The sequence below is a fragment of the Streptomyces sp. NPDC031426 genome (genome assembly GCF_055581585.1).
Genome location: NZ_JBVIJE010000003.1, coordinates 259,177 through 282,930, shown reverse-complemented (window position 1 = coordinate 282,930; position 23,754 = coordinate 259,177). Strand labels below are relative to the sequence as shown.

Sequence of the window (23,754 nt, the reverse complement as noted above, 5' to 3'; positions counted from 1 at the left end):
TTAATTAGCACTGCTAGTTTTGGACTATAGACCTCCGACCGGCCCGCTGGGAAGATCCCCCCGGAGCTTCACCGACACACCCGGAGGAGACATGCACCACGTCCGCGAACACACCCTCGACGGCGCCCACGGCCCGGTCGCCGTACGCGAGTGGCCGCACCCGGCACCCCGGTACCTGGCCCTGGTGGTGCACGGATACGGCGAGCACGCGGGCCGGTACGACGAGCTCGCGGCCGTGCTCACCGGGCATGGGGCGGCCGTGTACGGGCCCGATCACGTCGGCCACGGCAGGTCGGCCGGGGAGCGGGTGCTGATCGAGGACTTCGAGGACGTGGTCACCGATGTGCACGCGGTGGCGGACCTCGCCCGGGCCGCGCACCCCGGCCTGCCGCTCGTCCTGGTCGGCCACTCCATGGGCGGGCTGATCGCGGCCCGCTACGCCCAGCGGTACGGCACCGAACTGAGCGCGCTGATCCTGTCCGGGCCGGTGATCGGCGCCTGGGAGCTGCCCGGGCGGCTGCTGGCCCTGCCGGAGATCCCGGACACCCCGGTGAGCCCGGCCGCGCTCTCCCGGGACCCGGCCGTCGGCGCCGACTACGCGGCCGATCCGCTGGTGTGGCACGGGCCCATGAAGCGGCCGACGCTCGAGGCGTTCGCGCGGACCCTGGAGACCGTCGACCGGGGCGGTGACATCGGCCCGCTGCCGCTGCTGTGGCTGCACGGGGACGACGACCGGCTGGTGCCGCTGCCCGGCAGCCGGATCGGCGTGGAGCGGCTGGCCGGCTCCGGGCTGACCGAGCGGGTCTTCGCCGGGGCGCGGCACGAGGTGTTCCACGAGACCGACAAGAAGGCGGTCTTCGCCGAGGTGATCCGCTTCCTGGACCGGTCACTGCCCCGCTGATCAGGCCTGTTTGCTCACCCGAGCGCTGGGCACCCGCCGTTTCGGACACGACCGAACGCAAGCGACGAAAGGGGACGGACGCACCATGGCGGTGATGAAGAGCACGCTGCCCGAGGAGGCGCTCGGCGTCACCGGGACCGCCCTGCAGAACACCCTGGTGGACCTGCTCGGACTCTCCCTGATCGGGAAGCAGGCGCACTGGAACATCGTGGGCCCGCGGTTCCGGTCGATTCACCTCCAGCTCGACGAGGTGGTGGCGACGGCCCGCGCCCACTCCGACACGGTCGCCGAGCGCGCCGCCGCACTGGGCGTGCCCCCGGACGGCCGGCCCGAGACCGTCGCCGCGACCGTCGCACTGCCCGGCACCAAGGACGGCCGGCTGCGCGACACCGAGGTCGTGGAGCTGATGGTGTCGGCGCTCGAAGCGGCCGTCGGCCGGCTCCGTGAGCGGATCGCCGCCACGGCGGAGCCCGACCCGGTCACCCAGGACCTGCTGATCTCCGTCACCGCCGACCTGGAGAAGCAGCGCTGGATGTTCGAGGCCGAGAACCATCCGCGCGAGCCCGCCTCCAGCTAGCCCGACACCTCCGGACGGAAGGGGAGACCCATGGCCGACTCCCTCGAAATCGAAGCGCTGTGGGAGGACTTCCACCGCGTGGTGAACATGACCTCGGCGGAGCTCGCGGCCTGGCTGCGGGTCCGGGACGCCGACGAGGCGACCGAGCCACTGCCCGATGAGGCGGGCACGGAGACCGGACAGCATGTCCTCGCCATCCTCCAGAAGCGCCGTACCGACCTCACCGACGACGACGTCCGCGTGATGCACAAGGTCGTCGACACGGTCGGAGACCTGGTGGACATGGCGGACGAGCCGGAGCCCGAAAGGGCGCCGGAGGACACCCGCCGCCGGCACCAGCTGATGACACTGGGCCACGATCCGCTCAAGCCGTAGCCATGAACCGCGACGAGAGGGTCCTGCACGAACTGCTGTCGGAATACGGGCGGACCTACGCCGAGGAAGCGGGCATCAAGCTGAAGGACACACCGCAGCCGCTGTACCGGCTGCTGGTGCTGGCCCTGCTGCTCAGCGCCCGGATCCGCGCCTCCGTCGCGGTGGCCGCCGCGCAGGCCCTGCACGAGGACCACCTGGACAGCCCGCGCCGCATGGCCGACGCGGACTGGCAGCAGCGAGTGGACGCGCTCGGCCGCGGCGGCTACCGGCGCTACGACGAGCGCACCGCCACCCAACTGGGCGACGGCGCCGAGCTGTTGCTGGACCGCTGGTCCGGCGACCTGCGCCGGCTGCACGCGGAGGCGCACGGCGACACCGGGGAACTCAAGCGGCTGCTCCAGGAGGAGCCGGGGGTCGGTCCGGCCGGTGCCGACATCTTCCTGCGCGAGGCCCAGCGCGTATGGCCGGAAGTGGCGCCCTATCTGGACGACAAGGCGCTCTCCGGGGCACAGCGGCTCGGCCTGCCGAAGGATCCGGACAAGCTCACCGAGTTCGCCGGGAAGACCGAACCGGCCGTGCTGGCCGCCGCGTTGGTGCGGGCCGCACTCGACAAGGAGGTGGCCGAAGACTGTCTGCGCCGCGCATCATGATCGTGTCAGACTGCTGCTCGCATTCGATCGGGAGTGCATTCGATCGAAGTGCATTCGGCGGACGTGAAGGAGCAGCACGTGACGGGGACCGAGCCGGCGGCCGCACAGCACATCGACGCCACACGGCCGCATCCGGCCCGGGTGTACGACTGGTTCCTCGGCGGCAAGGACAACTACCCCGTCGACGAGCGGCTCGGCCGGCAGATCGCTGCGGTGGACGGCGGCGGCGCACCCCGGGCCGCGCGCGCCAACCGCGCGTTCATGCAGCGGGCCACGCGCGCGCTCGCCGAGGCCGGCATCCGCCAGTTCCTGGACATCGGCACCGGCATACCGACCGAGCCGAACCTGCACCAGATCGCCCAGTCGGTGGCGCCCGACGCCCGCGTGGTCTACGTCGACAACGACCCGATCGTGCTGGCCCACGCGGGCGCGCTGCTGCGCGGCACGCCCGAGGGCGTGACGGAGTATGTGCAGGCCGACGCCCGCGATCCGCGCGCCATCCTCGAACAGGCCGCTCACGTCCTGGACTTCGGCCGTCCGGTGGCCCTGTCCCTGATCGCGCTGCTGCACTTCGTCGCCGACGAGGACGGCGCGCACGAGGTGGTGTCGACGCTGGTCGAGGAGCTGGCACCGGGCAGTTGCCTGGTGCTGTCGATGATGACGGCCGACTTCGAGCCGGAGAACGTCGGGAAGGGCATCGCCGCGTACGCCGCCGGCGGGGTGACCCTGGTCGCGCGTTCCCGGGACGAGGTGGCCGCCTTCTTCGAGGGACTCGACCTGCTGGAACCGGGTGTCGTCCCGGTCGACGGCTGGCGGCACGCGCAAGCACCGGACGGCGCCGGCCCGGTCTCCCTGTACGGCGGAGTCGGCATCGTCCGCTGACCGGCACCGCCCGGGTCGCGCACACCGCTACACGGTGATCCCGAGCACGTGGGCGATGGTGCGCAGCACGCCGTTGTCGTTGTTGGACGGGGCGAGGTGGCGGGCCCGGCGGACGACCTCGGGGTGGGCGCCCGCCATGGCGAAGGACCACTCGGCGGCGTCGAGCATCTCCAGGTCGTTGAGGTAGTCGCCGAAGACCATGGTCTGCGCCGGTGTGATGCCGAGCGCCCGCTGCAGGCCGCGCAGCGCGGTGCCCTTGTTCGCGGTGCGGTTCATGACGTCCACCCAGTGCTCGCCGGAGACCACGACCTGGTGGCCGGCGGCGAACTCGGCGAGCGCCGGGGCGGTGGTGTGCTCGGCGGATCCGAAGTCGAACAGCGCGACCTTGATCACGTCGTCCTCGACGGCGGTGACGTCCTCGACGATCCGGTGCACGGCGTAGTACTTGCGGACCTCCGCCAGGAACGCCTCGTCGGTCCGCTCGACGTAGGCCGACCGCTTGCCGCACACCACGGCCCCGACGTCCTCGCCGTCCGCGACCAGCCGTCGTACCGTACGGGCCACCCCGGCGGCGACGGACTTCCGCATCGTGTCGGAGCTCAGCTCCACGCCGTCGCGGACCACATACGTGCCGTTCTCCGCGATGAACACCATCCCCTCGGCGACCGATGCGAACTGCCGGGCCAGCGTGGCGTACTGGCGGCCGCTCGCCGGGCTGAACAGCACACCGCGCCGGCGCAGCTCGGCGAGCATCGGCCACAGCCCGTCGGGGATCCGCTTGGCGTCGTCCAGCAGCGTGCCGTCCATGTCGGTGACGATCAGCCGGATGTCGGCGCGGCCGGCGGGCGTGCCGGGGTGGTCCAGGAGGGGCGTGGGCGTGGCGGGCATGTCCTGCTTCCGGTCGGGGACGGCGTACCGGTCCAGTCTTCCTCATGGGCCGAAACGTCCTGGAGCCGGTCCCCGATGCGCCGAAACGTCCCGGACCCGCCCCGAACCGCCCACGGTGCGCGTTTCCCGGGACAGCGCGATCACCGGGCGGCACAATGACGGCGGAGAACCGAGAACCGGAGAAGGGCGGCGACGTGACCGAGGGCCACTCCCCGACGGCCGGACCGGAGAGGCTGAACACCTCCGTGGCGCACAACGCCCGGGTGTGGAACTACTGGATCGGCGGCAAGGACAACTACGAGGTCGACCAGCGGGTCGGTGAGCACGTCGCCGGGATGTTCCCGGTGATCCGGGCGGTGGCCCGCGCGGACCGGGCGTTCCTGGCCCGGGCGGTGCGGTTCGTGACCGCCGAGCGCGGGATGCGGCAGTTCCTGGACATCGGCACCGGCCTGCCGACCGTCGAGAACACCCATGAGATCGCGCAGCGGATCGCCCCCGAGTCCCGGATCGTGTACGTCGACAACGACCCGATCGTGCTCGTGCACGCCCGCTCGCTGCTCACCAGCTCCCCCGAGGGCGTCACCGACTACATCGACGCCGATGTGCACGACCCGGAAGGCATCCTGCAGCGCGCCGCCGAGACCCTGGACCTGACCCGGCCGGTCGCGCTGATGATGCTGGGCATCCTGAACTTCGTCCTGGACACCGGCCAGGCGCGGGACATCGTGCGGCGGCTCCTGGCGGCGCTGCCCTCGGGCAGCCACCTCGTCCTCACCCACCCGACGTACGACGCCGACGTGGGCGGCGAGGGCAACCGGGCCGCGATGGAGTTCTGGAACGCCAACGCCACCCCGCCGATCACCGCCCGCAGTCGCGAGGAGATCGCCGGTTTCCTCGACGGCCTGGAGCTGGTCGAGCCGGGTCTGGTGCCCTGCTCGCAGTGGCGCGCCGGGGCGGAATCCGCCGCCGCGGTGCCGCAGTTCGGCGCCGTGGCCGTGAAACCCTGACGCCGGCACGGGCAGGTGGACCGGCGCCGGCACGGACGGACCGACGCCGAGGACCACGTATGGCCGAGGACCACGTATGGCCGAGGAGGACGTATGACCACGCTTGCCGACCCCGTGCCCGGCGGGCGCCCGGAGGATCTGCGCCGGGTCGCGGGGCTCACGGCCGACCTCGCCGCGCGGGGCGTACGCGGGATCGTGCTGGCCTATGTGGACACCGCGGGCGTCTGCCGGGTGAAGACGGTCCCGACGGCGCGGCTGGAATCGGCCGTGTCCTGGGGTGTCGGCATGTCCCCGGTGTTCGACACCTTCCTGGCCGACGACTCGATCGTCACCACCGACGTCCTCGGCTCCCCGGACGGTGACCTGCGGCTGTATCCGGACCTGGACCGGCTGGTGGAGCTGGCCGGGCAGCCCGGCTGGGCGTGGGCGCCGGTGGACCGGATCACCCAGGAGGGAGAGCGGCACCCCGGCTGTGCCCGAACCTTTCTGCGCCGGATCGTCGCCGACGCCGCCGAGCGGCACGGCCTCGCCTTCAAGGCGGCGATCGAGGTCGAGTGGGCGGTCGGGCTCGGCTCGGCACCGCCCGGGGAGTTCGTGCCGGCGGTGTCCGGCCCGGCGTACGGCGCGATCCGGCAGGTCGAGCTGAGCGACTACACCGCCGATCTGCTGGCCGCGTTCGACGCCCAGGGCGTGCCCGTCGACCAGCTGCATCCCGAGTACGCCGCCGGGCAGTTCGAGGTCTCGTCGGGCGCGCTGGACCCGGTGGCGGCGGCCGACCGCAGCGTGCTGGTCCGGCAGACCATCCGGGCGGTCGCGCAGCGGCACGGCCTCAGGGTGTCGTTCTCGCCCGCGGTGTCCTCCGAGGGCGTCGGCAACGGCGGCCATGTCCACGTCTCCTGCTGGCGCGAGGGCGTGAACCTGCACGCGGGCGGGGAGCGCCGTCACGGCATGACGCCCGAGGCGGAGTCCTTCGCGGCCGGGATCCTGGCCCGCCTGCCCGCGCTGACGGCGGTCACCGCGCCGAGTCCCGCCAGCTATCTGCGGCTCAGACCCTCCCAGTGGGCGGGCGTGTTCACCGCCTGGGGCCGGGAGACCCGTGAGGCCGCGCTGCGGGTGATCACCGGCTCGGCGGGCCGCCGGGAGCAGGAGGCGAACCTGGAGGTGAAACCGGTCGACCTGGCCGCCAACCCCTATCTCGCCCTCGGCTGTGTCATCGCCGCCGGCCTGGACGGGATCGACTCGTCCCTGGCCCTCCCGGAGGAGATCACCGGCGACCCGGCCCGTTACGGCCCGGACGAGGCGGCGGCTCTCGGGGTACGGCGGCTGCCGCAGTCGCTGCCGGAGGCCGTCGAGCGGTTCCGGGCCGACCAGGTGCTGCGGGCCGCGCTGGGCCCGGTCCTCGCGGACGCGGTGACCGCCGTACGGCTCGGGGAGGCGGCGGCCGTCGAGGACCTGGACGAAGCCCGGGTGGCGGCGGCCTACCGCTGGGTGTACTGACCATGGCGACGCAGGGACCGGTCCACGAGGCCCTCGCCGAGCTGGAGCTGGTGGACCACCACTGCCACGGCGCCGTGACGGCCGGCCTCGCGCCCGGGGAGTTCGCCTCGCTGCTGACCGAGGGCGCGGCCTGGCCCGGCGTCTCGCCGTTCGACACACCGGCCGGCGTGGCCGTACGCCGGCACTGCGCGCCCCTGCTGGACCTGCCCCGGCACGCGCCGCCGGCCGACTATGCGGCCCGCCGCGCGGAACTGGGCCCGCAGGAGGTCAACCGCCGCTTCCTGCGCGCCGCGGGAGCCGGGGTGTTCCTCGTGGACACCGGCTACGCCCCGCACCCGCTCACCTCACCGGCCGAGCTGGCGGAGGCGTCCGGCGCCGCCGCGTTCGAGGTCGTACGCCTGGAGCAGGTGGCGGAGGCGGTGGCGGCGGGGGGCGTCGAGCCGGGCGAGTACGCGGCCCGCTTCCGTGCCGCCGCCGAGGACGCCGTACGCCGGCCGGGCGTGGTGGCGGTGAAGTCGGTGGCCGCCTACCGCACCGGCTTCGCCCTGGACCCCGCGCGCCCGGCGGACGCCGAGGTGACCGGGGCCGCCCGGCGCTGGCTCGAGACCGGCGGCCGGCTCACCGATCCGGTCCTGGTGCGGCATCTGCTGTGGACCGCCGTCGACCTCGGCCTGCCGCTGCAGCTGCACACCGGCTTCGGCGACGCCGACCTGCGGCTGCACCACGCCGACCCGGCCCTGCTGACCGACTGGCTGCGGCTGACGTCCGGCACGGTCCCGGTGCTGCTGCTGCACTGCTGGCCGTACCACCGCCAGGCCGCCTATCTGGCCGCGGTGTTCGAGCAGGTGTACCTGGACGTGGGCCTCGCCCTGCACCACACGGGCCCGGCCCGCTGCCGGGCGGTCCTGGAGGAGGCCCTGGAGATCACCCCGTTCCGCAAACTGCTGTACAGCTCCGACGCCTACGGGGTGGCCGAATTCCACCACCTCGGCGCCCTGTGTTTCCGGCAGGGGCTCGCCGATCTGCTGCAAGCCCGTGTCGACGCCGACGAGTTGAGTCTGCCCGACGCCCTGCGGATCGCGGCCTGGACCGGCCGCGACAACGCCCTGCGCCTGTACGGACCGCCCGTATCCGACCCGGCCCGCGATCCCAGCGGACGCCCCACCCGGAAAGTATGATCAAGCAATGTCTGACATGACCGAGACGACGCCCGGCTGGCTGTCCACGGACGAGCTGGAAATGGCCAGGGCCCGGATGCCGATCCTCTACGTCGAGGCCGTGCCCGTGCGCGTGGACGACAGCGGCGAAGTGACCAGCATCGGACTGCTGCTGCGGATCGGCCCGGACGGGACGGTCAGCCGGACCCTGGTCTCCGGCCGCGTCCTGCACCACGAGCGGGTCCGCGACGCCCTGCTGCGCCACCTGGAGAAGGACCTGGGCCCGGTGGCCCTGCCCCGGGTCCCCGCCTCCCTGCAGCCCTTCACGGTCGCGGAGTACTTCCCGACCGCGGGCATCACGCCGTACCACGACCCACGCCAGCACGCGGTGTCCCTCGCCTACATCGTCCCGGTCAGCGGCGACTGCCGCCCCCGGCAGGACGCGCTGGACCTGGTCTGGTTCAGCCCGCAGGAGGCCGTCTCCCCGGCGGTGCAGAGCGAGATGCCGGGCGGGCACGGGGTGCTGCTGAAGCAGGCGCTCGCCCACGTGGGGCTGGCCTTGTGACGCCCACGGCCGCCTGACCTGCCTGTCTATCAGGCGGTCAGGCCGCCGGCCAGGGGCTTCCCCGACGCGTTCAGGTTGCGTTCAGGCTCGCGGCGGCGCGTGGCAACAGCAGCACCAGAAGCCTCAAAACAATGGCAAAGGCATCTGGGGCAACGTCAGTTGGGCGTGCGAAAGTGCAGGCCATGAGCACAGAGCAGGTCCTGGACGACCGCCCCCGCGGGCACGTACGCGCGCGCATACGTGAGAGCGCGAACAAGGTGCCGGAGGTCACCGTCTACTTCTGGATCATCAAGGTCCTCACCACCGGCATGGGCGAGACCGCCTCCGACTTCCTGGCCCACACGCTGGGCAACATCCCCGCGGTCGGCCTCGGCGGCCTTGCGTTCGTCGCCTCGCTCGTGCTCCAGTTCGCCGTCCGCCGGTACGTGGCCTGGATCTACTGGACGGCGATCGTCATGGTCAGCGTGTTCGGCACGATGGCCGCGGATGCGCTCCACGTCGTCGTCGGCGTCCCGTACACCCTGTCCACCCCGCTGTTCATGATCGCCCTGGCCGCCGTCTTCGCCCTCTGGTACGCGTCCGAGCGCACCCTGTCCATCCACTCCATCCGCACCCGGCGCCGCGAGACCTTCTACTGGGCGGCCGTCCTCGCGACGTTCGCGCTGGGCACCGCGGCGGGCGACCTCACCGCGACCATCGGCCTCGGCTACCTGGGCTCGGTCGTACTGTTCGCCGTGGCGATCTGCGTCCCGGCCCTCGCCCACCGCGCCCGCGTGCTCGGCGCGGTGACCGCGTTCTGGACGGCGTACGTCATCACACGCCCGCTCGGCGCCTCCATCGCCGACTGGATGGCCCTGCCCGGCAAGCGCGGCGGCCTGGACTGGGGACTCGGCCCGGTGACGCTGTCCTGGACGGTGGCCATTCTCGCGCTGGTCGGCTACCTCGCCGTATCACGTCAGGACGTCCAGAACGCCTGAACCCGCCCGGCACGGTGAAGGGCCTCGCTCGGCAGCGCCGGCGAGGCCCTTCCCCTGCGGTGCGGGCCGCCGTCACACCCCGCGATCAGGGCGCCGATGCCACAATCGAAGGTGATGCCGCCGTCCCGCACGGACCAGGGTCGTGTCAGGAGGCCGGAATGGCGGGAGAGAAGGCAGGGAGACGGACCGGCGAGCCGTATGTCCCCGACCTGCACATGCGTCTGCGGTCCGAGCTGGGCCGGATCGACGAGCAGTTGCGTGCCCTGCTGTCCTCCATGGACCGGCTGCAGGGCCTGCTGGACGCGGTGATGGCCATCAGCCGTGAGGTGGAGCTGCCCGCGGTGCTGCATCGCATCGTGACGACCGCGATGGAGCTGGTCGGCGCCCGCTACGGCGCCTTGGGCGTGCTCGACGAGTCCGGAGAACGCCTGGGGCAGTTCATCTCGGCCGGTCTGACCGAGCGGCAACGCGAGGCGCTGACCGAGGCCGGACTGCCTCGTGGTCTGGGCGTCCTCGGGCACCTGATCCGATACCCCGACCCCTTGCGGATCGACGACATCCAGGCCCATCCCTCCTCCGCCGGATTCCCGGCCGGCCACCCGCACATGCTCACCCTCCTCGGCGTCGCCATCAGCGTGCGCGGCGAGATCTACGGCGACCTCTACCTCTCCGAGCGAACCGACGGACAGCCCTTCGACATGCACGACGAGAGCGTCGTCGTGGCCCTGGCCAGTGCGGCAGGCATCGCAATCGAGAACGTCCGCCTGTTCGAACGGATTCGCCTCGGGGCCGAGCAGTTCCAGCGGCTTCTGCTGCCGACCCTGCCCGACCTGCGGCCGTTCGCCGCCGCCGCCATCTACCGGCCCGCCGCCGAGCCCAGTCAGCTCGGCGGGGACTGGTACGACGCCATCCCCCTGCCCGACCACGTCGTGGCGGTCGTGATCGGCGACGTGGTCGGCCACGATCTGCAGGCCGCGGCCGCCATGGCCGCCACCCGGAACATGCTGCGCGCTCTCGTGTTCGAGCAGAGCAGTCCGCCCAGCGCGGTCCTCGCCCAGCTCGACCGGACCCTGGAGATGATCACGAACAACCCCGTCACGACCACCACCCTGGCCCGCATCCAACCGGAGGGATCCGGCTGGCGACTGAACTGGAGCACCGCAGGTCACGTTCCGCCGCTGGTGGTCACCCGTGAGCGCCGAGTGACCTGTCTGCTCGCCGAGCCCGGACTGCCCCTCGGTGTCGACACCGAGCAGCCCCGCCCGGACCACACCCGCCTCCTGCCCCCGGAGGCCACCGTCGTCTTCTACACCGACGGGCTGATCGAGCATCCCGGCCACTCCATCGACGAGAGTCTGAGCGAACTGGCGGGTCTCGCCTCGGTTCATGCCGACCTCCCCCTGCCGGAGTTCGTCCGGACACTGGCCGATCACCACCCCAGCGACGGTCACGACGACATGGCCATCCTCGCCCTGCGCACCCCGCCCGCCTGACCTCGCGGGTCACCGCACCCGTCGCCGCCTCGGGGCCGGTCGGCCCGTGTGGAGGATCCGGGGGATCCGACGGACGATGGGTTCGGATGAGCGTTCGGGGCGATGTCGGAGCGGAGGTCGCCCAATGGCTGTCGCGCGGCATCCGGGGCTCCGGACCAGTGGTCCGGCCGCCCTGGAGATATGTGTCATCGCCGCGCTGTACTACGGCTCGGCCAGGCTGGGGCTGCTCCAGCAGCTGGTGCGCGGCCAGGTCACCCCGCTGTGGCCGCCGAGCGGTATCGCGGTGGCGAGCCTGCTCCTGCGCGGCCCACGGGTCTGGCCCGGTATCGCACTCGGCGCTTTCCTGGTCAACATCTCGCTCGGGCCGTCGCTCCCGGCCGTGCTCGCCATCGCGGCGGGGAACACCCTCGCGCCCGTCTGCTCCTATCTGCTGCTCCGCCGTACGGGCTTCCGTGCGGAGCTGGACCGTCTGCGGGACGCGCTCGCGCTGATCTTCCTCGGTGCGTTCACCGGGATGCTGGTCAGCGCCACGACGGGCAGCGGGACCCTGGCCCTCGCCGGGGTGCTGCGCCCCGGCGACTTCTGGCCGACGTGGTCGGTCTGGTGGACCGGCGACGCGATGGGCGTTCTGGTGGTCACGCCGGTCCTGCTCGTCCTCCGCTCGGCACACCGGCCGAGGAACGCACAGACGTCCCGGTGGGCGGAGGCGCTGCTGCTCGTGGCGGCCACGGGCGTGGTGGGATTCCTCGTGACCGGTCACACGCCCCTGCTGTTCCTCGGGTTCCCGCTGCTGATCTGGGCGGCCTTCCGCTTCCAGCTGGCCGGGGCCGCGCCCTGCGCGCTGGCCGTGTCGACCTTCGCCATCATCGCCGGTGCCGAGAGATCGGGCCCGTTCGCCGGGCACGACCTGCTCACCAAGATGATCACCCTGCAGGCCTTCAACGGTTCCGCCGCGCTGACGGCGCTGCTGCTCGCGGCGGTCGTCAGCGAGCGCAACCAGAACCAGCGGGAGATCGCGTGGGCCGTCGGGCAGCTCGCCGCGCTGGCGGCCAGGATCGCCGCCGGCGACCACCGCCCCGCCCTCCCCCACGCGGACGAGGAGAAGGCGAACGGCGAGAAGGCGGCCGGAGACGGGCGGACACGACAAAGGCCGTCTCCCCATCCCTGAGGAAACGGCCTCCGACCGGCAGGAAAGCTGGTCGGGACGACAGGATTTGAACCTGCGACCCCTTGACCCCCAGTCAAGTGCGCTACCAAGCTGCGCCACGTCCCGGTGCCGTTTGACCTGGGGTTTCCCCGGTCGAAACGCGCAGGGAAACAATACCGCACTCGGCTCACTGATCGCGCACCGGTTTCCCGGTTGACCTCAAGTTTGGTTGAGGTTGCACGATCGTCGGCATGACGATCACAGCGGACGAAAGCCACGCGTACGGCTACGACGACCTGCCCGGCCTGATGAGTCTGATGACCGGCGACGAGAAGCACGGACCGGCGGCCACCTCCACCCTCGATGTGCTGTGGGTGCTCTACGACCGGGTGCTCCGGGTGACACCGGACCGGCGGGACGATCCCGCCCGCGACCGGTTCCTGCTCAGCAAGGGGCACGGACCCATGGCGTACTACGCGGTGCTGGCCGCGAAGGGCTACGTGCCGGTGGACTGGCTGCCCGGGTTCGGGGCGTACGACTCCCCGCTCGGGCATCACCCGGACCGGGTGCTGGTGCCGGGCGCCGAGATCGGCAGTGGCTCGCTCGGGCACGGGCTGCCGATCGCGGTGGGCAGCGCGCTGGGGCTGCGGGCGCAGGGGCTGCACGACCCGGCGGTCTGGGTGCTGATCGGGGACGCGGAGCTGGACGAGGGCAGCAACCACGAGGCGATCGCCTTCGCCGGGCCGGCCGGCCTGGAACGGCTGCACACGATCGTGGTCGACAACTCCTCCGCCAGCCACGCCCTGCCCGGCGGGATCGCCGCCCGGTTCGAGGCGGCGGGCTGGTCGGCGGTGACCGTCGACGGGCGCGATCACGAGCCGCTGTACGCCGCGTTCACCGCGCCGCATCCCGGGCGGCCGCACGTGGTCGTGGCCCGCGTCGAGCCGAAGAACGCCTGACTCCCACCCCTTGGAAAGGCAGACCCTGATGGACACCATGCGTGACCGTTTCGCACCCGTCGTCTCCCGGCTGCTGGACGAGGACCCGCGCGTCGCGGTGGTCCTCGCCGAAATCGGCATGGACGGCTTCCGCGAGGCCATGGCCCGACATCCGGACCGGGTCATCAACGTCGGCATCCGCGAGCAGCTGCTGGTCGGGGCGGCGGCAGGGCTGGCGCTCACCGGGCTGCGGCCCGTGGTGCACACCTTCGCCAGCTTCCTTGTGGAGCGGCCGTTCGAGCAGGTCAAGCTGGATCTCGGGCATCAGAACACCGGGGCGGTGCTGGTGAGCGCGGCCGCCTCCTTCGACTGGCCGGCCGGCGGCTACACGCACATGGCCCCGGGCGATGTGGCGCTCCTCGACACGCTGGACGGCTGGACCGTGCACGTGCCCGGGCATCCGGACGAGGCCGAGACACTGCTGCACCACGCGGTCGCCGCGGGCGACGACAAGGTGTACGTGCGGCTGTCCGTGCAGGCCAACCGGCAGGGGCGGCGGATCGACGGCCGGCACTTCGTCACGGTCCGCGAGGGCCGTCGCGGTGTGGTCCTCGCGGTGGGCCCGGTGCTGGACTCGGTCCTCGCCGCCACGGAGGGCCTGGACGTGACGGTCCTGTACGCCACGACCGTACGGCCCTTCGACGCGGCGGGCCTGCGCCGGGCCACGGAGTCGGCCGGCACCGATGTCGTCCTGGTCGAGCCGTATCTCGCGGGCACCTCGACGACTGCGGTGAGCGAAGCGCTCACGGACGTGCCGCACCGGGTGCTGGGCCTCGGCGTGGGCCGCCGCGAGCTGCGCCGCTACGGGACGGTCGAGGAGCATGTGGCCGCGCACGGGCTCGACCCGGCGTCCTTGCGCGACCGGATCGGGCGCTTCCTGGCACCCACCCGCCGGACCGGCTGAGCACCGTGCGCGACTGCGGGTGCGCAGGCGCTGATCGCGCAGTTCCCCGCGACCCTTCGGGGCGCTCAGCGCGCGGCGCGTCCGCTCGGACCAGGTCGCGTATCGCGGGGACCGCGAGCAGCGCGATGGCCACCGCCAGGCTGGTCGCGGCGGAGATGAGCAGGACGTGTCCGGCGCCGAGGGCATCGGCCGCCGGGCCGGCGAGGGCCTGGCCCACCGGCATCATGGCGAGGGAGCCGGCCACGTCGTAGGCGTGGATGCGGTTGAGGACGTCCGGGGGGACCTGGGTCTGCACACTGGTCGCCCACATCACGCCCCAGAACGACATCCCGGCGCCCGCCACGGCCGCCCCCGCCGCCATCGCCGGCACACCGAGGCCCGCGCCGACGGCCGCCGGGAAGCCGAAGAAGGCGAACAGGGAGAGCGCGCCGGCGCGGAGCATCCGGCGGGCCGCAGCCGCAGGGCGAGCAGGCCGCCGACCACCGTGCCCGCGCCGAGGGCGGTGAGTCCGTTCCTGTCATCGCGGATGCTCCCTCCCCGCCGTCCCCTGCGGTGCCGCGCCCGGCTGCGCCGCGCGGGATGATGCCACGCCCGGCGCCCGCGCACGGGGGATTTCACTCCCCGGAAGGCAGCCCCAACTCGGGGTGCTCGTCGAGGAGTCGGGGCGGTGCGGCCTGCCGCCAGGAGTCGGCGAGGACGTCGCGCAGCTCGTCCTCGTCCTCCAGCGCGGCGAGTCTCGCTCTGACCCAGGCGAACTGGGCCTCGTGGTCGGCGATCCAGAACTTCTCCGGCTCGGCCAGGACCAGTTCGTCGCGCTCCTCCTTGGGGCAGCGCACGGCGATGGACGTCTCGTCCTCCGGCAGGGTCGCGAACATCTTCCCGGCCACCCGGAACGTGGGCATGCTCCACGCGACCTTCTCCGTGGTGTCCGGCAGGGACAGGGCGATGCGGCGTACGTCTTCGGCATCCGGCATGCAACGCACGGTAGCTCCTGGCACTGACAGTCACCCGGCCGGCGGCTCCAGCCGCTTGTAGTACAGGGTCGTCGGACGCAGTTCGCCGCCGGGGCTCTCCGCGTAGTCGGGGATGACACCGGCCCGGGTCCAGCCGGCCGAGCGGTAGAGGCGCTCGGCGGGGCTGTCGGTCTCGGTGTCGAGGTGGAGCAGGGTGATGCCCGTGGCCGCGGCGGCGTCCTCGGCAGTGGCGAGGAGGCGGCGGCCGAGACCCTGCCCGCGCACGCTGCGGTGCACCATCAGCTTCACCAGTTCCGCGCGGTGGCGGCTGTTCGGCTTGTCGGGGTAGGCCAGGCTCACGGTTCCGGCCGGGCGGCCGGTGCCGTCGAGCGCCGCCCAGACGGCGAGCCGGCCCGCCGCCGTCGCTTCGGCCCGCCGCCGCCACCAGGCGGTGGCCTCCTCGTGCGTCAGTGCCGCGAGGAAGCCGACCGAGGCGCCACCGGCCACGGTGTCGGTCAGCAGTTCCGCCAACTCCCCGGCCCGCTCGCATAGTTGTGCGGCGCTCCAGCGCTCCACCCTCATGGCCGCACCACCGCCAGCGCGTACCGCGCCTCGACGGGGCCGGCGCACCGGAACCGGGTGGGGCCGAAGACGCGCATCCGCAGGCAGTCTCCGGGGTCCAGGTGGTGGACCTGCTCCCCGTCGGACACCTCCAGGGCGCCGTCGAGCAGCCACAGATGCTGTTCCAGACCGGTCACGGGCGGGCGGTCGTAGGCGATGTCGGCACCCGGTGCGAGCCGGCCCTCGACCAGTTCGCCGCGGAGCCCGGCGTGCGGCGGGGACACGGACCGCCGGACGAATCCGGAGCCGTGGTCCTCCCAGATCGGCTGGTCGGCGGCCCGGACCAGCGGCGCGGGTGCCGCCTCGACCTCGCTGAGCAGCTGGGACATCGTGCGGCCGTAGACATGGCAGAGCCGATTCAGCACGGCGGCGGTGGGGCTGATCTCCGCGCGTTCGGCGCGTGACAGGGTCGAGCGGCTCACCCCGCTGCGCTCGGCCAACTCCCCCAGGGACCAGCCGTGGTCGGCGCGCAGCTCGGCGAGGCGGGCGCCGAGCCGGGCGTCGACGGGCTCCGGGCCTGCTGCGACATCGTCCTGTTTCATATCAGAGATGCTATGCCATATATGAGACGAGCTCCAGAGGATGCCTGCCCATCCCCGCATGCCGTCGAACACGGCCTGGGTGTAGAAGGACGGGCCGGGAGGCTCATCGTCACACGCATGACCTCCCAGACTGCGTGCGGCCGATGCCGGTTCCCTACGCCCGGGCCGCCTCCCGCAGGGCGTCCAGCACCTGGCGGATCAGCGGATGCCCCTCGGCGCCGCGCCGTACGGCGGCGAAGACGCGGCGGGTCGGGGCCACGCCGTCGACGGGGCGTACGACGACGCCGGTGAGGTCCATGCCGTTCAGCGCGGAGCGCGGTACGAGGGCCACGCCCGCGTCGGCCGAGGCCAGGGCGACGACCGCGCGGAAGTCGTCGGAGGAGTGCTCCAGGCGTGGCTGGAAACCGGCGCTCTCGCAGGCGAGGACGACCACGTCGTGGCAGGGGTTGCCGGGGTACGGGCCGATCCAGGGGTCCTTGGCCAGCTCGGCGAGGGGCACCTCGGCGGCGTCCGCGAGGCGGTGGCCGACGGGTACGACCGCGTCGAACGGCTCTGCGTAGAGCGAGACGTGGGTGAGCCGGGGGTCGTCGGCGGGCGGGGCGCCCCGGTACTCCACGGCCACCGCCACGTCGACCTGCCGGTCCAGGACCATGGGCAGGCTCGCGTCGCCCTCGGCGTCCTGGACACGGATGCGTATGCCGGGCGCGGTGTGCGCGAGCCGGGCCACGGCCGGCGCCACGACCTGGGCGATGCCGGTCGCGAAGGCGGCCACGGTGACCGTGCCCGCCTCACCCGAGCCGTAGGCGGCCAGCTCCGCCTCGGCCCGCTCCAGCTGGGCGAGGACCGCGTTGGTGTGGCTGAGCAGGATCTCGCCCGCCGGGGTGAGCCGTACGCCCTTGGCGCTGCGCTCGACCAGGCGGTGACCGGTCTCCTGCTCCAGGGCCGTGAGCTGCTGGGAGACGGCCGAGGGGGTGAGATAGAGCGCGGCGGCCGCCGCGGTGACCGTGCGGTGGTCGGCCACCGCACGGAGGATGTGGAGCCGCCGTGCCTCGATCATGCCGTCAATTATCGCAAGGCGTCCGCCCTGCTCAGGCCTCCAGTTCGGCGCGGGCGGCCACGAAGGCGTCCACCGCGCGGTTGACGTCGTCCGTGGAGTGCGCGGCGGACAGCTGGACGCGGATGCGAGCCTGGCCCTGCGGGACGACCGGGTACGAGAAGCCGATCACGTACACACCGCGCTCCAGCAGCAACTCGGCCATGCGGCCCGCCTTCGCCGCGTCGCCGATCATCACGGGGGCGATGGCGTGCTCGCCGGGGAGGATGTCGAAGCCCTCCTCGGTCATGCGGCGGCGGAAGAGGGCGGTGTTCTCGTTCAGCCGGACCCGCAGGTCGTCGGCGGACTCCAGCAGGTCGATGACCTTCAGGGAGGCGGCGGCGATCACCGGGGCCAGGGTGTTGGAGAACAGGTACGGGCGGGAGCGCTGGCGCAGCAGGGCGACGATCTCGGCGCGGGCGGCGACATAGCCGCCGGAGGCGCCGCCGAGGGCCTTGCCGAGGGTGCCGGTGATGACGTCGACGCGGTCCATGACGCCGTGCAGCTCGGGGGTGCCGCGGCCGGTGGGGCCGACAAAGCCGACGGCGTGCGAGTCGTCGACCATGACCATCGCGTCGTAGCGGTCGGCGAGGTCGCAGATCTCGCGGAGCGGGGCCACATAGCCGTCCATGGAGAACACGCCGTCGGTGACGATCAGCCGGCGGCGCGCGTCGGACGCCTCCTTGAGCTTCGCCTCCAGGTCGGCGAGGTCGCGGTTGGCGTAGCGGAAGCGGCGGGCCTTGGACAGGCGGATGCCGTCGATGATGGAGGCGTGGTTGAGGGCGTCGGAGATCACCGCGTCCTCCTCGCCGAGCAGGGTCTCGAAGACACCGCCGTTGGCGTCGAAGCAGGAGGAGTACAGGATCGTGTCCTCCTGGCCGAGGAACGCCGAGAGCCGGGCCTCCAGCTCCTTGTGCACCTCCTGGGTGCCGCAGATGAAGCGGACCGAGGCCATGCCGTAGCCCCAGCGGTCCAGCGCCTCGTGGGCGGCGGCGATCACCTCGGGGTGGTCGGCGAGGCCGAGGTAGTTGTTGGCGCAGAAGTTGAGGACCTCGCCGGGGCGGCCGCCGGCGGTGACGTTGACGGTCGCGGACTGCGGGGTGCCGATGACCCGCTCGGGCTTGTGCAGGCCGGCGGCGCGGATCTCGTCGAGGGTGGCGCGCAGGTCGTCGCGGACGGTGTCGAACATGGGGAAGCTCCTGAAAGTGCTGGCGCGGCTGGGGATTGACGTCGCTTACGCGGTCCAGTCGAGGATGACCTTGCCGCCCTTGCCGCTCGCGGCGTCGGCGAAGGCCGCCTCGAAGTCGCGGTAGCCGTAACGGCCGGTGATCACGGGGGCGAGGTCCAGGCCGCCCTCCAGCAGCACCGACATCGCGTACCAGGTCTCGAACATCTCGCGGCCGTAGATGCCCTTGATGGTGATCATCGAGGTGACGATCCGGGCCCAGTCGACCGGGAACTCCTGCGCCGGAAGGCCGAGCATGGCGATACGGCCGCCGTGCGTCATGTTGGCGATCATGTCCCGCATGGCCTCGGGGCGGCCGGACATCTCCAGGCCGATGTCGAAGCCCTCGCGCAGACCCAGCTCCCGCTGTCCGTCGGCGATGGAGGTCTCCGCGACGTTCAGGGCGAGGCTCACGCCGATCTTGCGGGCCAGCCCCAGGCGCTCCTCGCTGACGTCGGTGATGACGACGTTGCGGGCGCCCGCGTGCCGGGCCACGGCGGCGGCCATCAGGCCGATCGGTCCGGCGCCCGTGATCAGCACGTCCTCGCCGACCAGCGGGAACGACAGCGCGGTGTGCACGGCGTTGCCGAAGGGGTCGAAGATCGCGGCGACGTCGAGGTCGACGGGGACCCGGTGCACCCAGACATTGCTCGCGGGCAGGGCGACATACTCGGCGAAGGCACCGTCCCGGCCGACACCGAGGCCGACGGTGGCGCGGCACAGATGGCGGCGGCCCGCCAGGCAGTTGCGGCACTTGCCGCACACCAGATGGCCCTCGCCGCTGACCCGGTCGCCGATGCGGATGTCGCTCACGTCCCGGCCGGTCTCGACGACCTGCCCGACGAACTCGTGGCCGAGCACGAGCGGGGTCCTGATCGCCTGCTGCGCCCAGCCGTCCCAGGCCCGGATGTGCAGGTCGGTGCCGCAGATACCGGTCCGCATGACCTTGATGAGTACGTCACCCGGGCCGATCTCGGGCTCCGGGACGTCCGTCAGCCAGAGCCCCGGCTCCGCCTTCTCCTTGACCAGCGCCTTCACGCGTGCGGCTCCTGTGGGTGAGATCCCGGCCCGCGGGCATGCCGAAGACGCCCGCACCGGGTCAGAGGGGTGGAATCACCCTGCAATCTGCCGTATGCGCGGGCCGCGGGTCCATCGAGCTTTTCTTAACCGCCGCCTCAGCTTTCCTTCACGCCCCAGGTACCGGCGGCCAAAGGGCCGCCCCGGCCCGTCACAGGGGCAACCCGTCCTCGGCGCTCCGTTCGAGGCGTACGACGAGATCGGCGGCCAGCGCCTTGATGGTCTCCAGGCCGGACCGGCCCCAGACGCGGGGCTCGGTGTCGGCCGCGCACACGGTGCCGAGCGCCATGCCGGAGCTGTCGATGAGCGGGGCGCCGAGATAGGAGCGGATGCCGTACTCGTCCACCACGGGGTTTCCGGCGAACCGCGGATAGTCGCGGACGTCCTCGAGCACCAGCGCCTTACGGCGGACCACCACATGGGGGCAGAACCCGTGCTCGCGCGGCAGGACCCGGCCGAACTCCGGCCTGCTGCCGTCCTCCCGGACCGGCGGCGCGACGGCGGGGACGCACAGGCCGGCGAAGAACTGGTGGTCCTCGCCGACGAAGTTGACCATGGCGTAGGGCGCGCCGGTGAGCCGGGCAAGATGGTCCGCGAAGGCGTCCAGCGCCGGGTCGGGACGGTCCGCCAGGCCGAGCAGGCGCAGTCGGTGGACGCGGGCCGGGGCCTCCTTGTCCTCGGGGGTGAGCAGCAGACCCCGGACCGGCCGGGGCGGCTCGTAGGTCATGGCCGGGCTCCGGCGCTGTGGGCGTACCTCATGGGGGAACTCCGTGGACGGTAGTGCGGGATCACATGTGGGCACCATGGCTCGGCGCCGTCGCGGGGGCGTGGGCGAGGAGGTGGCGTACGAGGGTGAGGAGGGTCTGCACGCCGGAGCTGGAGATCCGGGCGTCGCACCTGACGACGGGGATCGCGGGGTCCAGGTCGATGGCGGCACGCACCTCCTCGGGGTCGTAGCGGTAGCCGCCGTCGAACTCGTTGATGGCGACGATGAAGCCGAGTCCGCGCTCCTCGAAGAAGTCCACGGCCGCGAAGCAGTCCTGCAGCCGGCGGGTGTCGGCGAGGATCACCGCGCCGAGCGCGCCCTCGGACAGCTCGTCCCACATGAACCAGAACCGCTCCTGCCCCGGCGTGCCGAACAGGTACAGCACATGGTCCGGATCGAGGGTGATCCGGCCGAAGTCCATGGCGACCGTCGTCTCCATCTTGTTCTCGACGCCGTCGAGACTGTCCGTGCCGACGCTGACCGTGGTGAGCAGCTCCTCCGTGCTGAGCGGCGCGATCTCGCTGACCGCGCCCACGAAGGTCGTCTTGCCGACCCCGAACCCGCCCGCCACCAGGATCTTCAGCGCGGTCGGGAACGGGTCAGAGCTGTCGTCGTAGTCCATCGAGCACTGCCTCCAGCAGAGACCGGTCAGTGGGTGTGTGGTGGAAAGCGGGGGGCTTGGTGGTCAGCGCCCCGCAGTCGACGAGGTCCGAGAGCAGCACCTTGGTGACCACCGCGGGCAGTTTCAGATGCGCGGCGGCCTCGGCGACCGAGACGGGCGCCCGGCACAGGTCGAGCGCCTGGGCGTGCTCGGGGCCGAGATAGCCGAGCGGGGTGACACCGGTGGCCATCACCTGCGACATCAGGTCCAGGGCGATGCTGGGCTCGGTGCGTCCGTTGCTGACCGTGAACGGGCGCACCAGCCGTCCGGCCGCGTCGTCCAGCCACGGCCCGTCGCCGGCTGCGGCCACGCTCAAGGCCTCGTCGCCGTGGGTTCGACGGCGTGCTGCCGGGGGGCGGTCACCAGGTAGGGGCGGACGCTCTTGACGAGCATCGCCATCTCGTAGCCGAGCACGGCGGCGTCGACCTCGCGGCCCGCGAGCACGGCGAGACAGGTGCCGGAGCCGGCGGTGGTGACGAACAGCAGGGTCGAGTCCAGCTCGACGACGACCTGGCGGACCTCCCCGCCGTCGCCGAACCGGACGCCCGCGCTGCGGCCGAGGGAGTACAGGCCGGAGGCCAGGGCCGCCATGTGGTCGGCACTGTCGTTGTCGAGGCCGTGCACGGACTTCACCAGCCCGTCACAGGACAGGAGCACCGCGCTGGTGGTGTGCGGTACGCGCTGCACGAGGCCGCTCAGCAGCCAGTCGAGGTCGGATGCGTGGGCGGTCGGCGCATCGCTCGCCATGGTGGATCGACTCCTTGGGGTACGAAGGTCTTCGGGAGCGCTGGCGGTTGGGGGGAATGGTCGTCGGTGATGGGGGGTGGGTACGGTGCGGGCGTCAGCCGGCCGGAGCGCTCCCGTCGGGCCGGCCGGCGCCACGGGCACCGTCGGATGCGGGCGCGTGGGTGCGCCCCTGCGATATGGGGGTGGGGTCCATGTGGTCGGGGCCCATGTGGTCCGAGCTCGTATGGTCTGAGCCCATGGGGTCCGGCTGCACACGGGGTGGTTCGGTGAACTCTGGTACGGCGGGCTGGAGGTGATGGTCCATCAGGGGAGCGGCGGCATGGCTGGCGCCCGTATGGGCCGAGTCCATGTGGGCGGGCTCCATGTGGGCGGGCTCCATGTGCGCGGACTCCATGTGGGCTGAGCCCAGGAGCGCGGAGTCCAGTTGGTCGGCGTCCGGACGGGCGGGCTCCCGGCTCTCCATGTGCTGTTGCGCCTCGGCGAGTCCGATCCCGCGCTGGAAGGCCGCCATCAGCCCCGGGTCGTGACCCGGGACGGTGTCGCCCTCCGGGCGGGGTACGGGGCCGCCGCGCAACTGGGGGACGATGTGCTCCTGCGCGCGGCGCCGGGGCAGTTTGGGCTTGTTCATGGTGCCGCGCACGGTGCCGCTGCGCGGGGTGGGCAGGATGCCCGCGTGCGCCTCGATCGCCGCCCGGTCCCCGGTGCCGATGCCGGGCACGGCCTCGGCGGGGGTGGGTCGGTCCTGCCGGGCGCCCCGCACCGGAAGCGGCGCGAGGCCACCTCCGTTCCGCCGGCCGTCACCGCTCTCACCGGGCCGTACGTCCCCGCTCCCGGCCTCGCGCCGCCCGCTCCCGCGCTGGGCGTGCCGCCGCCGGCCGGTCAGCTGAGCCGGGTCGCCCGGCGAGCCGCCCTCTCCCGGGGAACCCGCTACGGGGCCTGCCCCGGCCACGGCCCTCGAACCGGCGGGCTCGGCGTCCGGCCCGGCACCGCCGCGCGCGGGGCCGGCATCCCCGGACCGCGCTCCCGGCACAGGCGCAGGCACAGCTGCGGGCGCCGGCGCGGGCCCCCGCTCCTGCCCCAGCCCGTGCCCCTGCCGCCGGCCGAACCCACCGGCCTGCCCCTGACCCTGTCCACCGCTCTGGCCCAGAAGCCGTACCTGCGGCGACGCCCCGGTGTCCGCCGGATCCTGCGGCCGGTGCACGCCCGCCCCGGTGGCGGCATCGGCGATCGTGCCGGCGACCACGCCGCCCGCCCCGGGCTCCGTGCCCAACAACGCCTGCGGGACCACGAGTACGGCCTGCACACCGCCGTAGATGTTGGTCTGCAGCCGCACATGGATGCCGTGCCGCCGGGCGAGCTGGGAGACGACGTAGAGGCCGATCCGGCCGTCGGCCAGCAGGCTGGCGACGTTCACCTGGTCGGGGTCGGCGAGCAGGGCATTCATCCGGTTCTGCTCGCCGACGGGCATGCCGAGCCCGCGGTCCTCGACCTCCACGGCCAGCCCGGAGGTGACGAGGTTGGCGCGCAGCAGCACCTGGGTGTGGGGGGCGGAGAACACCGAGGCGTTCTCGATGAGTTCGGCGAGCAGATGGATGACGTCCGCGACGGCGTGGCCGCGCAGTTCGCCGTCGATCGGCGGCACCAGCTTCACCCGCGAGTACTGCTCGACCTCGGCGATGGCGGAGCGCAGGACCTCGGTCATGCTGACCGGGTTGCTCCACTGGCGCCGGGAGACGGCGCCGCCGAGCACGGCGAGGTTCTCGGCGTGGCGCCGGATGCGGGTGGCCAGGTGGTCCACGTGGAACAGGCCCTTGAGCAGGTCGGGGTCCTCGATCTCGTTCTCGAGGTCGTCGAGGATCGAGATCTCCCGGTGCACGAGGGACTGGAGCCGGCGCGCGAGGTTGACGAAGACCTCCAGCTTCTGCTCGCTGCCCGCCTGGCTGGAGAGCTGGGCGGGGGGGGGGGGGGGGGGGGGGGGGGGGGGGGGGGGGGGGGGGGGGGGGGGGGGGGGGGGGGGGGGGTGGGGGGGTGTGCGGAGCTCGTGGGTGGGG

Annotated in this window: 26 protein-coding genes, 1 tRNA gene and 1 pseudogene; 14 read left to right on the top strand and 14 right to left on the bottom strand. The window is 72.6% G+C overall.

What is annotated here, in order from left to right; all coding sequences use genetic code 11:
• Positions 1 to 91: 91 nt before the first annotated feature.
• The 5 genes from ACZ5NH_RS06735 to ACZ5NH_RS06715 all read left to right on the top strand — a co-directional run bounded on the left by ACZ5NH_RS06735 (position 92) and on the right by ACZ5NH_RS06715 (position 3,385).
• Positions 92 to 901 (top strand): alpha/beta hydrolase, encoded by an 810-nt coding sequence (locus ACZ5NH_RS06735; RefSeq protein ID WP_468773277.1) that lies wholly within the window; start codon positions 92 to 94, stop codon positions 899 to 901.
• An 85-nt stretch (positions 902 to 986) separates the two neighbouring features.
• The gene (locus ACZ5NH_RS06730; protein ID WP_468773276.1) at positions 987 to 1,478 is read left to right on the top strand and encodes a Dps family protein; all 492 of its coding nucleotides are present in this window, start codon (positions 987 to 989) and stop codon (positions 1,476 to 1,478) included.
• A gap of 30 nt (positions 1,479 to 1,508) precedes the next feature.
• On the top strand, positions 1,509 to 1,853 hold the full coding sequence (locus ACZ5NH_RS06725) for a DUF3140 domain-containing protein (protein ID WP_388626856.1): 345 nt from the start codon (positions 1,509 to 1,511) through the stop codon (positions 1,851 to 1,853).
• A gap of 2 nt (positions 1,854 to 1,855) precedes the next feature.
• Positions 1,856 to 2,503, top strand: coding sequence for an endonuclease (locus ACZ5NH_RS06720; RefSeq protein WP_468773275.1), 648 nt, complete (start codon positions 1,856 to 1,858; stop codon positions 2,501 to 2,503).
• Positions 2,504 to 2,581: 78 nt separating this feature from the next.
• Positions 2,582 to 3,385: an SAM-dependent methyltransferase gene (locus ACZ5NH_RS06715; RefSeq protein ID WP_468773274.1), complete on the top strand. Its 804-nt coding sequence runs from the start codon at positions 2,582 to 2,584 to the stop codon at positions 3,383 to 3,385.
• A gap of 27 nt (positions 3,386 to 3,412) precedes the next feature.
• Here ACZ5NH_RS06715 and ACZ5NH_RS06710 read toward each other — a convergent pair whose 3' ends face one another.
• Positions 3,413 to 4,273, bottom strand: coding sequence for a Cof-type HAD-IIB family hydrolase (locus tag ACZ5NH_RS06710; protein WP_468773273.1), 861 nt, complete (start codon positions 4,271 to 4,273; stop codon positions 3,413 to 3,415).
• 194 nt (positions 4,274 to 4,467) lie between these two features.
• Here ACZ5NH_RS06710 and ACZ5NH_RS06705 point away from each other — a divergent pair, with 194 nt between their 5' ends.
• From ACZ5NH_RS06705 to ACZ5NH_RS06675, 7 genes are all read left to right on the top strand, one after another.
• Entirely contained in the window at positions 4,468 to 5,280 is an 813-nt protein-coding gene (locus ACZ5NH_RS06705; RefSeq protein ID WP_388627196.1) for an SAM-dependent methyltransferase, read from the top strand.
• 93 nt (positions 5,281 to 5,373) lie between these two features.
• Complete coding sequence (locus ACZ5NH_RS06700) at positions 5,374 to 6,777, top strand: glutamine synthetase family protein (protein ID WP_468773272.1); 1,404 nt, start codon at positions 5,374 to 5,376, stop codon at positions 6,775 to 6,777.
• 2 nt (positions 6,778 to 6,779) lie between these two features.
• Positions 6,780 to 7,955, top strand: coding sequence for an amidohydrolase family protein (locus ACZ5NH_RS06695; protein WP_468773271.1), 1,176 nt, complete (start codon positions 6,780 to 6,782; stop codon positions 7,953 to 7,955).
• A gap of 16 nt (positions 7,956 to 7,971) precedes the next feature.
• Entirely contained in the window at positions 7,972 to 8,499 is a 528-nt protein-coding gene (locus ACZ5NH_RS06690) for an NUDIX hydrolase family protein (protein ID WP_388627198.1), read from the top strand.
• Between the two features lie 182 nt (positions 8,500 to 8,681).
• Complete coding sequence (locus tag ACZ5NH_RS06685; protein ID WP_468773270.1) at positions 8,682 to 9,476, top strand: COG4705 family protein; 795 nt, start codon at positions 8,682 to 8,684, stop codon at positions 9,474 to 9,476.
• Between the two features lie 215 nt (positions 9,477 to 9,691).
• Positions 9,692 to 10,969 (top strand): PP2C family protein-serine/threonine phosphatase, encoded by a 1,278-nt coding sequence (locus ACZ5NH_RS06680; RefSeq protein WP_468773514.1) that lies wholly within the window; start codon positions 9,692 to 9,694, stop codon positions 10,967 to 10,969.
• Between the two features lie 124 nt (positions 10,970 to 11,093).
• Positions 11,094 to 12,137: an MASE1 domain-containing protein gene (locus ACZ5NH_RS06675; RefSeq protein WP_468773269.1), complete on the top strand. Its 1,044-nt coding sequence runs from the start codon at positions 11,094 to 11,096 to the stop codon at positions 12,135 to 12,137.
• 28 nt (positions 12,138 to 12,165) lie between these two features.
• Here ACZ5NH_RS06675 and ACZ5NH_RS06670 read toward each other — a convergent pair.
• Positions 12,166 to 12,242, bottom strand: a tRNA-Pro gene (locus tag ACZ5NH_RS06670).
• A gap of 125 nt (positions 12,243 to 12,367) precedes the next feature.
• Between ACZ5NH_RS06670 and ACZ5NH_RS06665 the strand changes: the two genes are divergently transcribed.
• Both ACZ5NH_RS06665 and ACZ5NH_RS06660 read left to right on the top strand, forming a co-directional pair.
• Positions 12,368 to 13,075 (top strand): transketolase, encoded by a 708-nt coding sequence (locus ACZ5NH_RS06665; protein ID WP_468773268.1) that lies wholly within the window; start codon positions 12,368 to 12,370, stop codon positions 13,073 to 13,075.
• 28 nt (positions 13,076 to 13,103) lie between these two features.
• Complete coding sequence (locus ACZ5NH_RS06660) at positions 13,104 to 14,018, top strand: transketolase family protein (protein WP_468773267.1); 915 nt, start codon at positions 13,104 to 13,106, stop codon at positions 14,016 to 14,018.
• A 28-nt stretch (positions 14,019 to 14,046) separates the two neighbouring features.
• On the opposite strand, the pseudogene ACZ5NH_RS06655 reads toward ACZ5NH_RS06660, so the two are convergent.
• The 12 genes and pseudogenes from ACZ5NH_RS06655 to ACZ5NH_RS06600 form a co-directional block, all read right to left on the bottom strand.
• A pseudogene (locus ACZ5NH_RS06655) lies at positions 14,047 to 14,522 on the bottom strand (MFS transporter); the annotation flags it as partial.
• Positions 14,523 to 14,632: 110 nt separating this feature from the next.
• Complete coding sequence (locus ACZ5NH_RS06650; protein ID WP_388626872.1) at positions 14,633 to 14,992, bottom strand: MmcQ/YjbR family DNA-binding protein; 360 nt, start codon at positions 14,990 to 14,992, stop codon at positions 14,633 to 14,635.
• 30 nt (positions 14,993 to 15,022) lie between these two features.
• Positions 15,023 to 15,553: a GNAT family N-acetyltransferase gene (locus ACZ5NH_RS06645; RefSeq protein WP_468773266.1), complete on the bottom strand. Its 531-nt coding sequence runs from the start codon at positions 15,551 to 15,553 to the stop codon at positions 15,023 to 15,025.
• Positions 15,550 to 16,134 carry a helix-turn-helix domain-containing protein gene (locus tag ACZ5NH_RS06640; protein WP_468773265.1) on the bottom strand — a complete coding sequence of 195 codons (585 nt, stop codon included), beginning with the start codon at positions 16,132 to 16,134 and terminating at the stop codon, positions 15,550 to 15,552. The genes ACZ5NH_RS06645 and ACZ5NH_RS06640 overlap by 4 nt, the downstream gene beginning before the upstream one ends.
• A gap of 154 nt (positions 16,135 to 16,288) precedes the next feature.
• Complete coding sequence (locus tag ACZ5NH_RS06635; protein WP_388626876.1) at positions 16,289 to 17,191, bottom strand: LysR family transcriptional regulator; 903 nt, start codon at positions 17,189 to 17,191, stop codon at positions 16,289 to 16,291.
• A 31-nt stretch (positions 17,192 to 17,222) separates the two neighbouring features.
• Positions 17,223 to 18,416, bottom strand: coding sequence for a glycine C-acetyltransferase (locus ACZ5NH_RS06630; protein ID WP_468773264.1), 1,194 nt, complete (start codon positions 18,414 to 18,416; stop codon positions 17,223 to 17,225).
• Positions 18,417 to 18,461: 45 nt separating this feature from the next.
• A complete protein-coding gene (gene tdh, locus ACZ5NH_RS06625; RefSeq protein ID WP_468773263.1) occupies positions 18,462 to 19,490 on the bottom strand; it encodes an L-threonine 3-dehydrogenase in 1,029 nt (342 codons plus the stop codon).
• Positions 19,491 to 19,680: 190 nt separating this feature from the next.
• Complete coding sequence (locus ACZ5NH_RS06620) at positions 19,681 to 20,256, bottom strand: GAF domain-containing protein (RefSeq protein WP_388626881.1); 576 nt, start codon at positions 20,254 to 20,256, stop codon at positions 19,681 to 19,683.
• Positions 20,257 to 20,317: 61 nt separating this feature from the next.
• Complete coding sequence (locus tag ACZ5NH_RS06615; RefSeq protein WP_388626882.1) at positions 20,318 to 20,917, bottom strand: GTP-binding protein; 600 nt, start codon at positions 20,915 to 20,917, stop codon at positions 20,318 to 20,320.
• Entirely contained in the window at positions 20,895 to 21,266 is a 372-nt protein-coding gene (locus tag ACZ5NH_RS06610) for a DUF742 domain-containing protein (RefSeq protein WP_388626884.1), read from the bottom strand. Before ACZ5NH_RS06610 ends, ACZ5NH_RS06615 begins: the two co-directional genes overlap by 23 nt.
• 2 nt (positions 21,267 to 21,268) lie before the next feature.
• The gene (locus ACZ5NH_RS06605) at positions 21,269 to 21,703 is read right to left on the bottom strand and encodes a roadblock/LC7 domain-containing protein (RefSeq protein ID WP_468773262.1); all 435 of its coding nucleotides are present in this window, start codon (positions 21,701 to 21,703) and stop codon (positions 21,269 to 21,271) included.
• Between the two features lie 94 nt (positions 21,704 to 21,797).
• A complete protein-coding gene (locus tag ACZ5NH_RS06600; RefSeq protein ID WP_468773261.1) occupies positions 21,798 to 23,579 on the bottom strand; it encodes a sensor histidine kinase in 1,782 nt (593 codons plus the stop codon).
• Positions 23,580 to 23,754: the final 175 nt, after the last annotated feature.

Bases quoted from the DNA above. Each gene is read 5' to 3' on its own strand.
- ACZ5NH_RS06735 (WP_468773277.1), top strand. From the start codon at position 92: ATGCACCACGTCCGCGAACACACCCTCGACGGCGCCCACGGCCCGGTC.
- ACZ5NH_RS06730 (WP_468773276.1), top strand. From the start codon at position 987: ATGGCGGTGATGAAGAGCACGCTGCCCGAGGAGGCGCTCGGCGTCACC.
- ACZ5NH_RS06725 (WP_388626856.1), top strand. From the start codon at position 1,509: ATGGCCGACTCCCTCGAAATCGAAGCGCTGTGGGAGGACTTCCACCGC.
- ACZ5NH_RS06720 (WP_468773275.1), top strand. From the start codon at position 1,856: ATGAACCGCGACGAGAGGGTCCTGCACGAACTGCTGTCGGAATACGGG.
- ACZ5NH_RS06710 (WP_468773273.1), bottom strand. From the start codon at position 4,273: ATGCCCGCCACGCCCACGCCCCTCCTGGACCACCCCGGCACGCCCGCC.
- ACZ5NH_RS06700 (WP_468773272.1), top strand. From the start codon at position 5,374: ATGACCACGCTTGCCGACCCCGTGCCCGGCGGGCGCCCGGAGGATCTG.
- ACZ5NH_RS06695 (WP_468773271.1), top strand. From the start codon at position 6,780: ATGGCGACGCAGGGACCGGTCCACGAGGCCCTCGCCGAGCTGGAGCTG.
- ACZ5NH_RS06690 (WP_388627198.1), top strand. From the start codon at position 7,972: ATGACCGAGACGACGCCCGGCTGGCTGTCCACGGACGAGCTGGAAATG.
- ACZ5NH_RS06685 (WP_468773270.1), top strand. From the start codon at position 8,682: ATGAGCACAGAGCAGGTCCTGGACGACCGCCCCCGCGGGCACGTACGC.
- ACZ5NH_RS06680 (WP_468773514.1), top strand. From the start codon at position 9,692: ATGCGTCTGCGGTCCGAGCTGGGCCGGATCGACGAGCAGTTGCGTGCC.
- ACZ5NH_RS06675 (WP_468773269.1), top strand. From the start codon at position 11,094: ATGGCTGTCGCGCGGCATCCGGGGCTCCGGACCAGTGGTCCGGCCGCC.
- ACZ5NH_RS06665 (WP_468773268.1), top strand. From the start codon at position 12,368: ATGACGATCACAGCGGACGAAAGCCACGCGTACGGCTACGACGACCTG.
- ACZ5NH_RS06660 (WP_468773267.1), top strand. From the start codon at position 13,104: ATGGACACCATGCGTGACCGTTTCGCACCCGTCGTCTCCCGGCTGCTG.
- ACZ5NH_RS06650 (WP_388626872.1), bottom strand. From the start codon at position 14,992: ATGCCGGATGCCGAAGACGTACGCCGCATCGCCCTGTCCCTGCCGGAC.
- ACZ5NH_RS06645 (WP_468773266.1), bottom strand. From the start codon at position 15,553: ATGAGGGTGGAGCGCTGGAGCGCCGCACAACTATGCGAGCGGGCCGGG.
- ACZ5NH_RS06640 (WP_468773265.1), bottom strand. From the start codon at position 16,134: ATGAAACAGGACGATGTCGCAGCAGGCCCGGAGCCCGTCGACGCCCGG.
- ACZ5NH_RS06635 (WP_388626876.1), bottom strand. From the start codon at position 17,191: ATGATCGAGGCACGGCGGCTCCACATCCTCCGTGCGGTGGCCGACCAC.
- ACZ5NH_RS06630 (WP_468773264.1), bottom strand. From the start codon at position 18,416: ATGTTCGACACCGTCCGCGACGACCTGCGCGCCACCCTCGACGAGATC.
- ACZ5NH_RS06620 (WP_388626881.1), bottom strand. From the start codon at position 20,256: ATGACCTACGAGCCGCCCCGGCCGGTCCGGGGTCTGCTGCTCACCCCC.
- ACZ5NH_RS06615 (WP_388626882.1), bottom strand. From the start codon at position 20,917: ATGGACTACGACGACAGCTCTGACCCGTTCCCGACCGCGCTGAAGATC.
- ACZ5NH_RS06605 (WP_468773262.1), bottom strand. From the start codon at position 21,703: ATGGCGAGCGATGCGCCGACCGCCCACGCATCCGACCTCGACTGGCTG.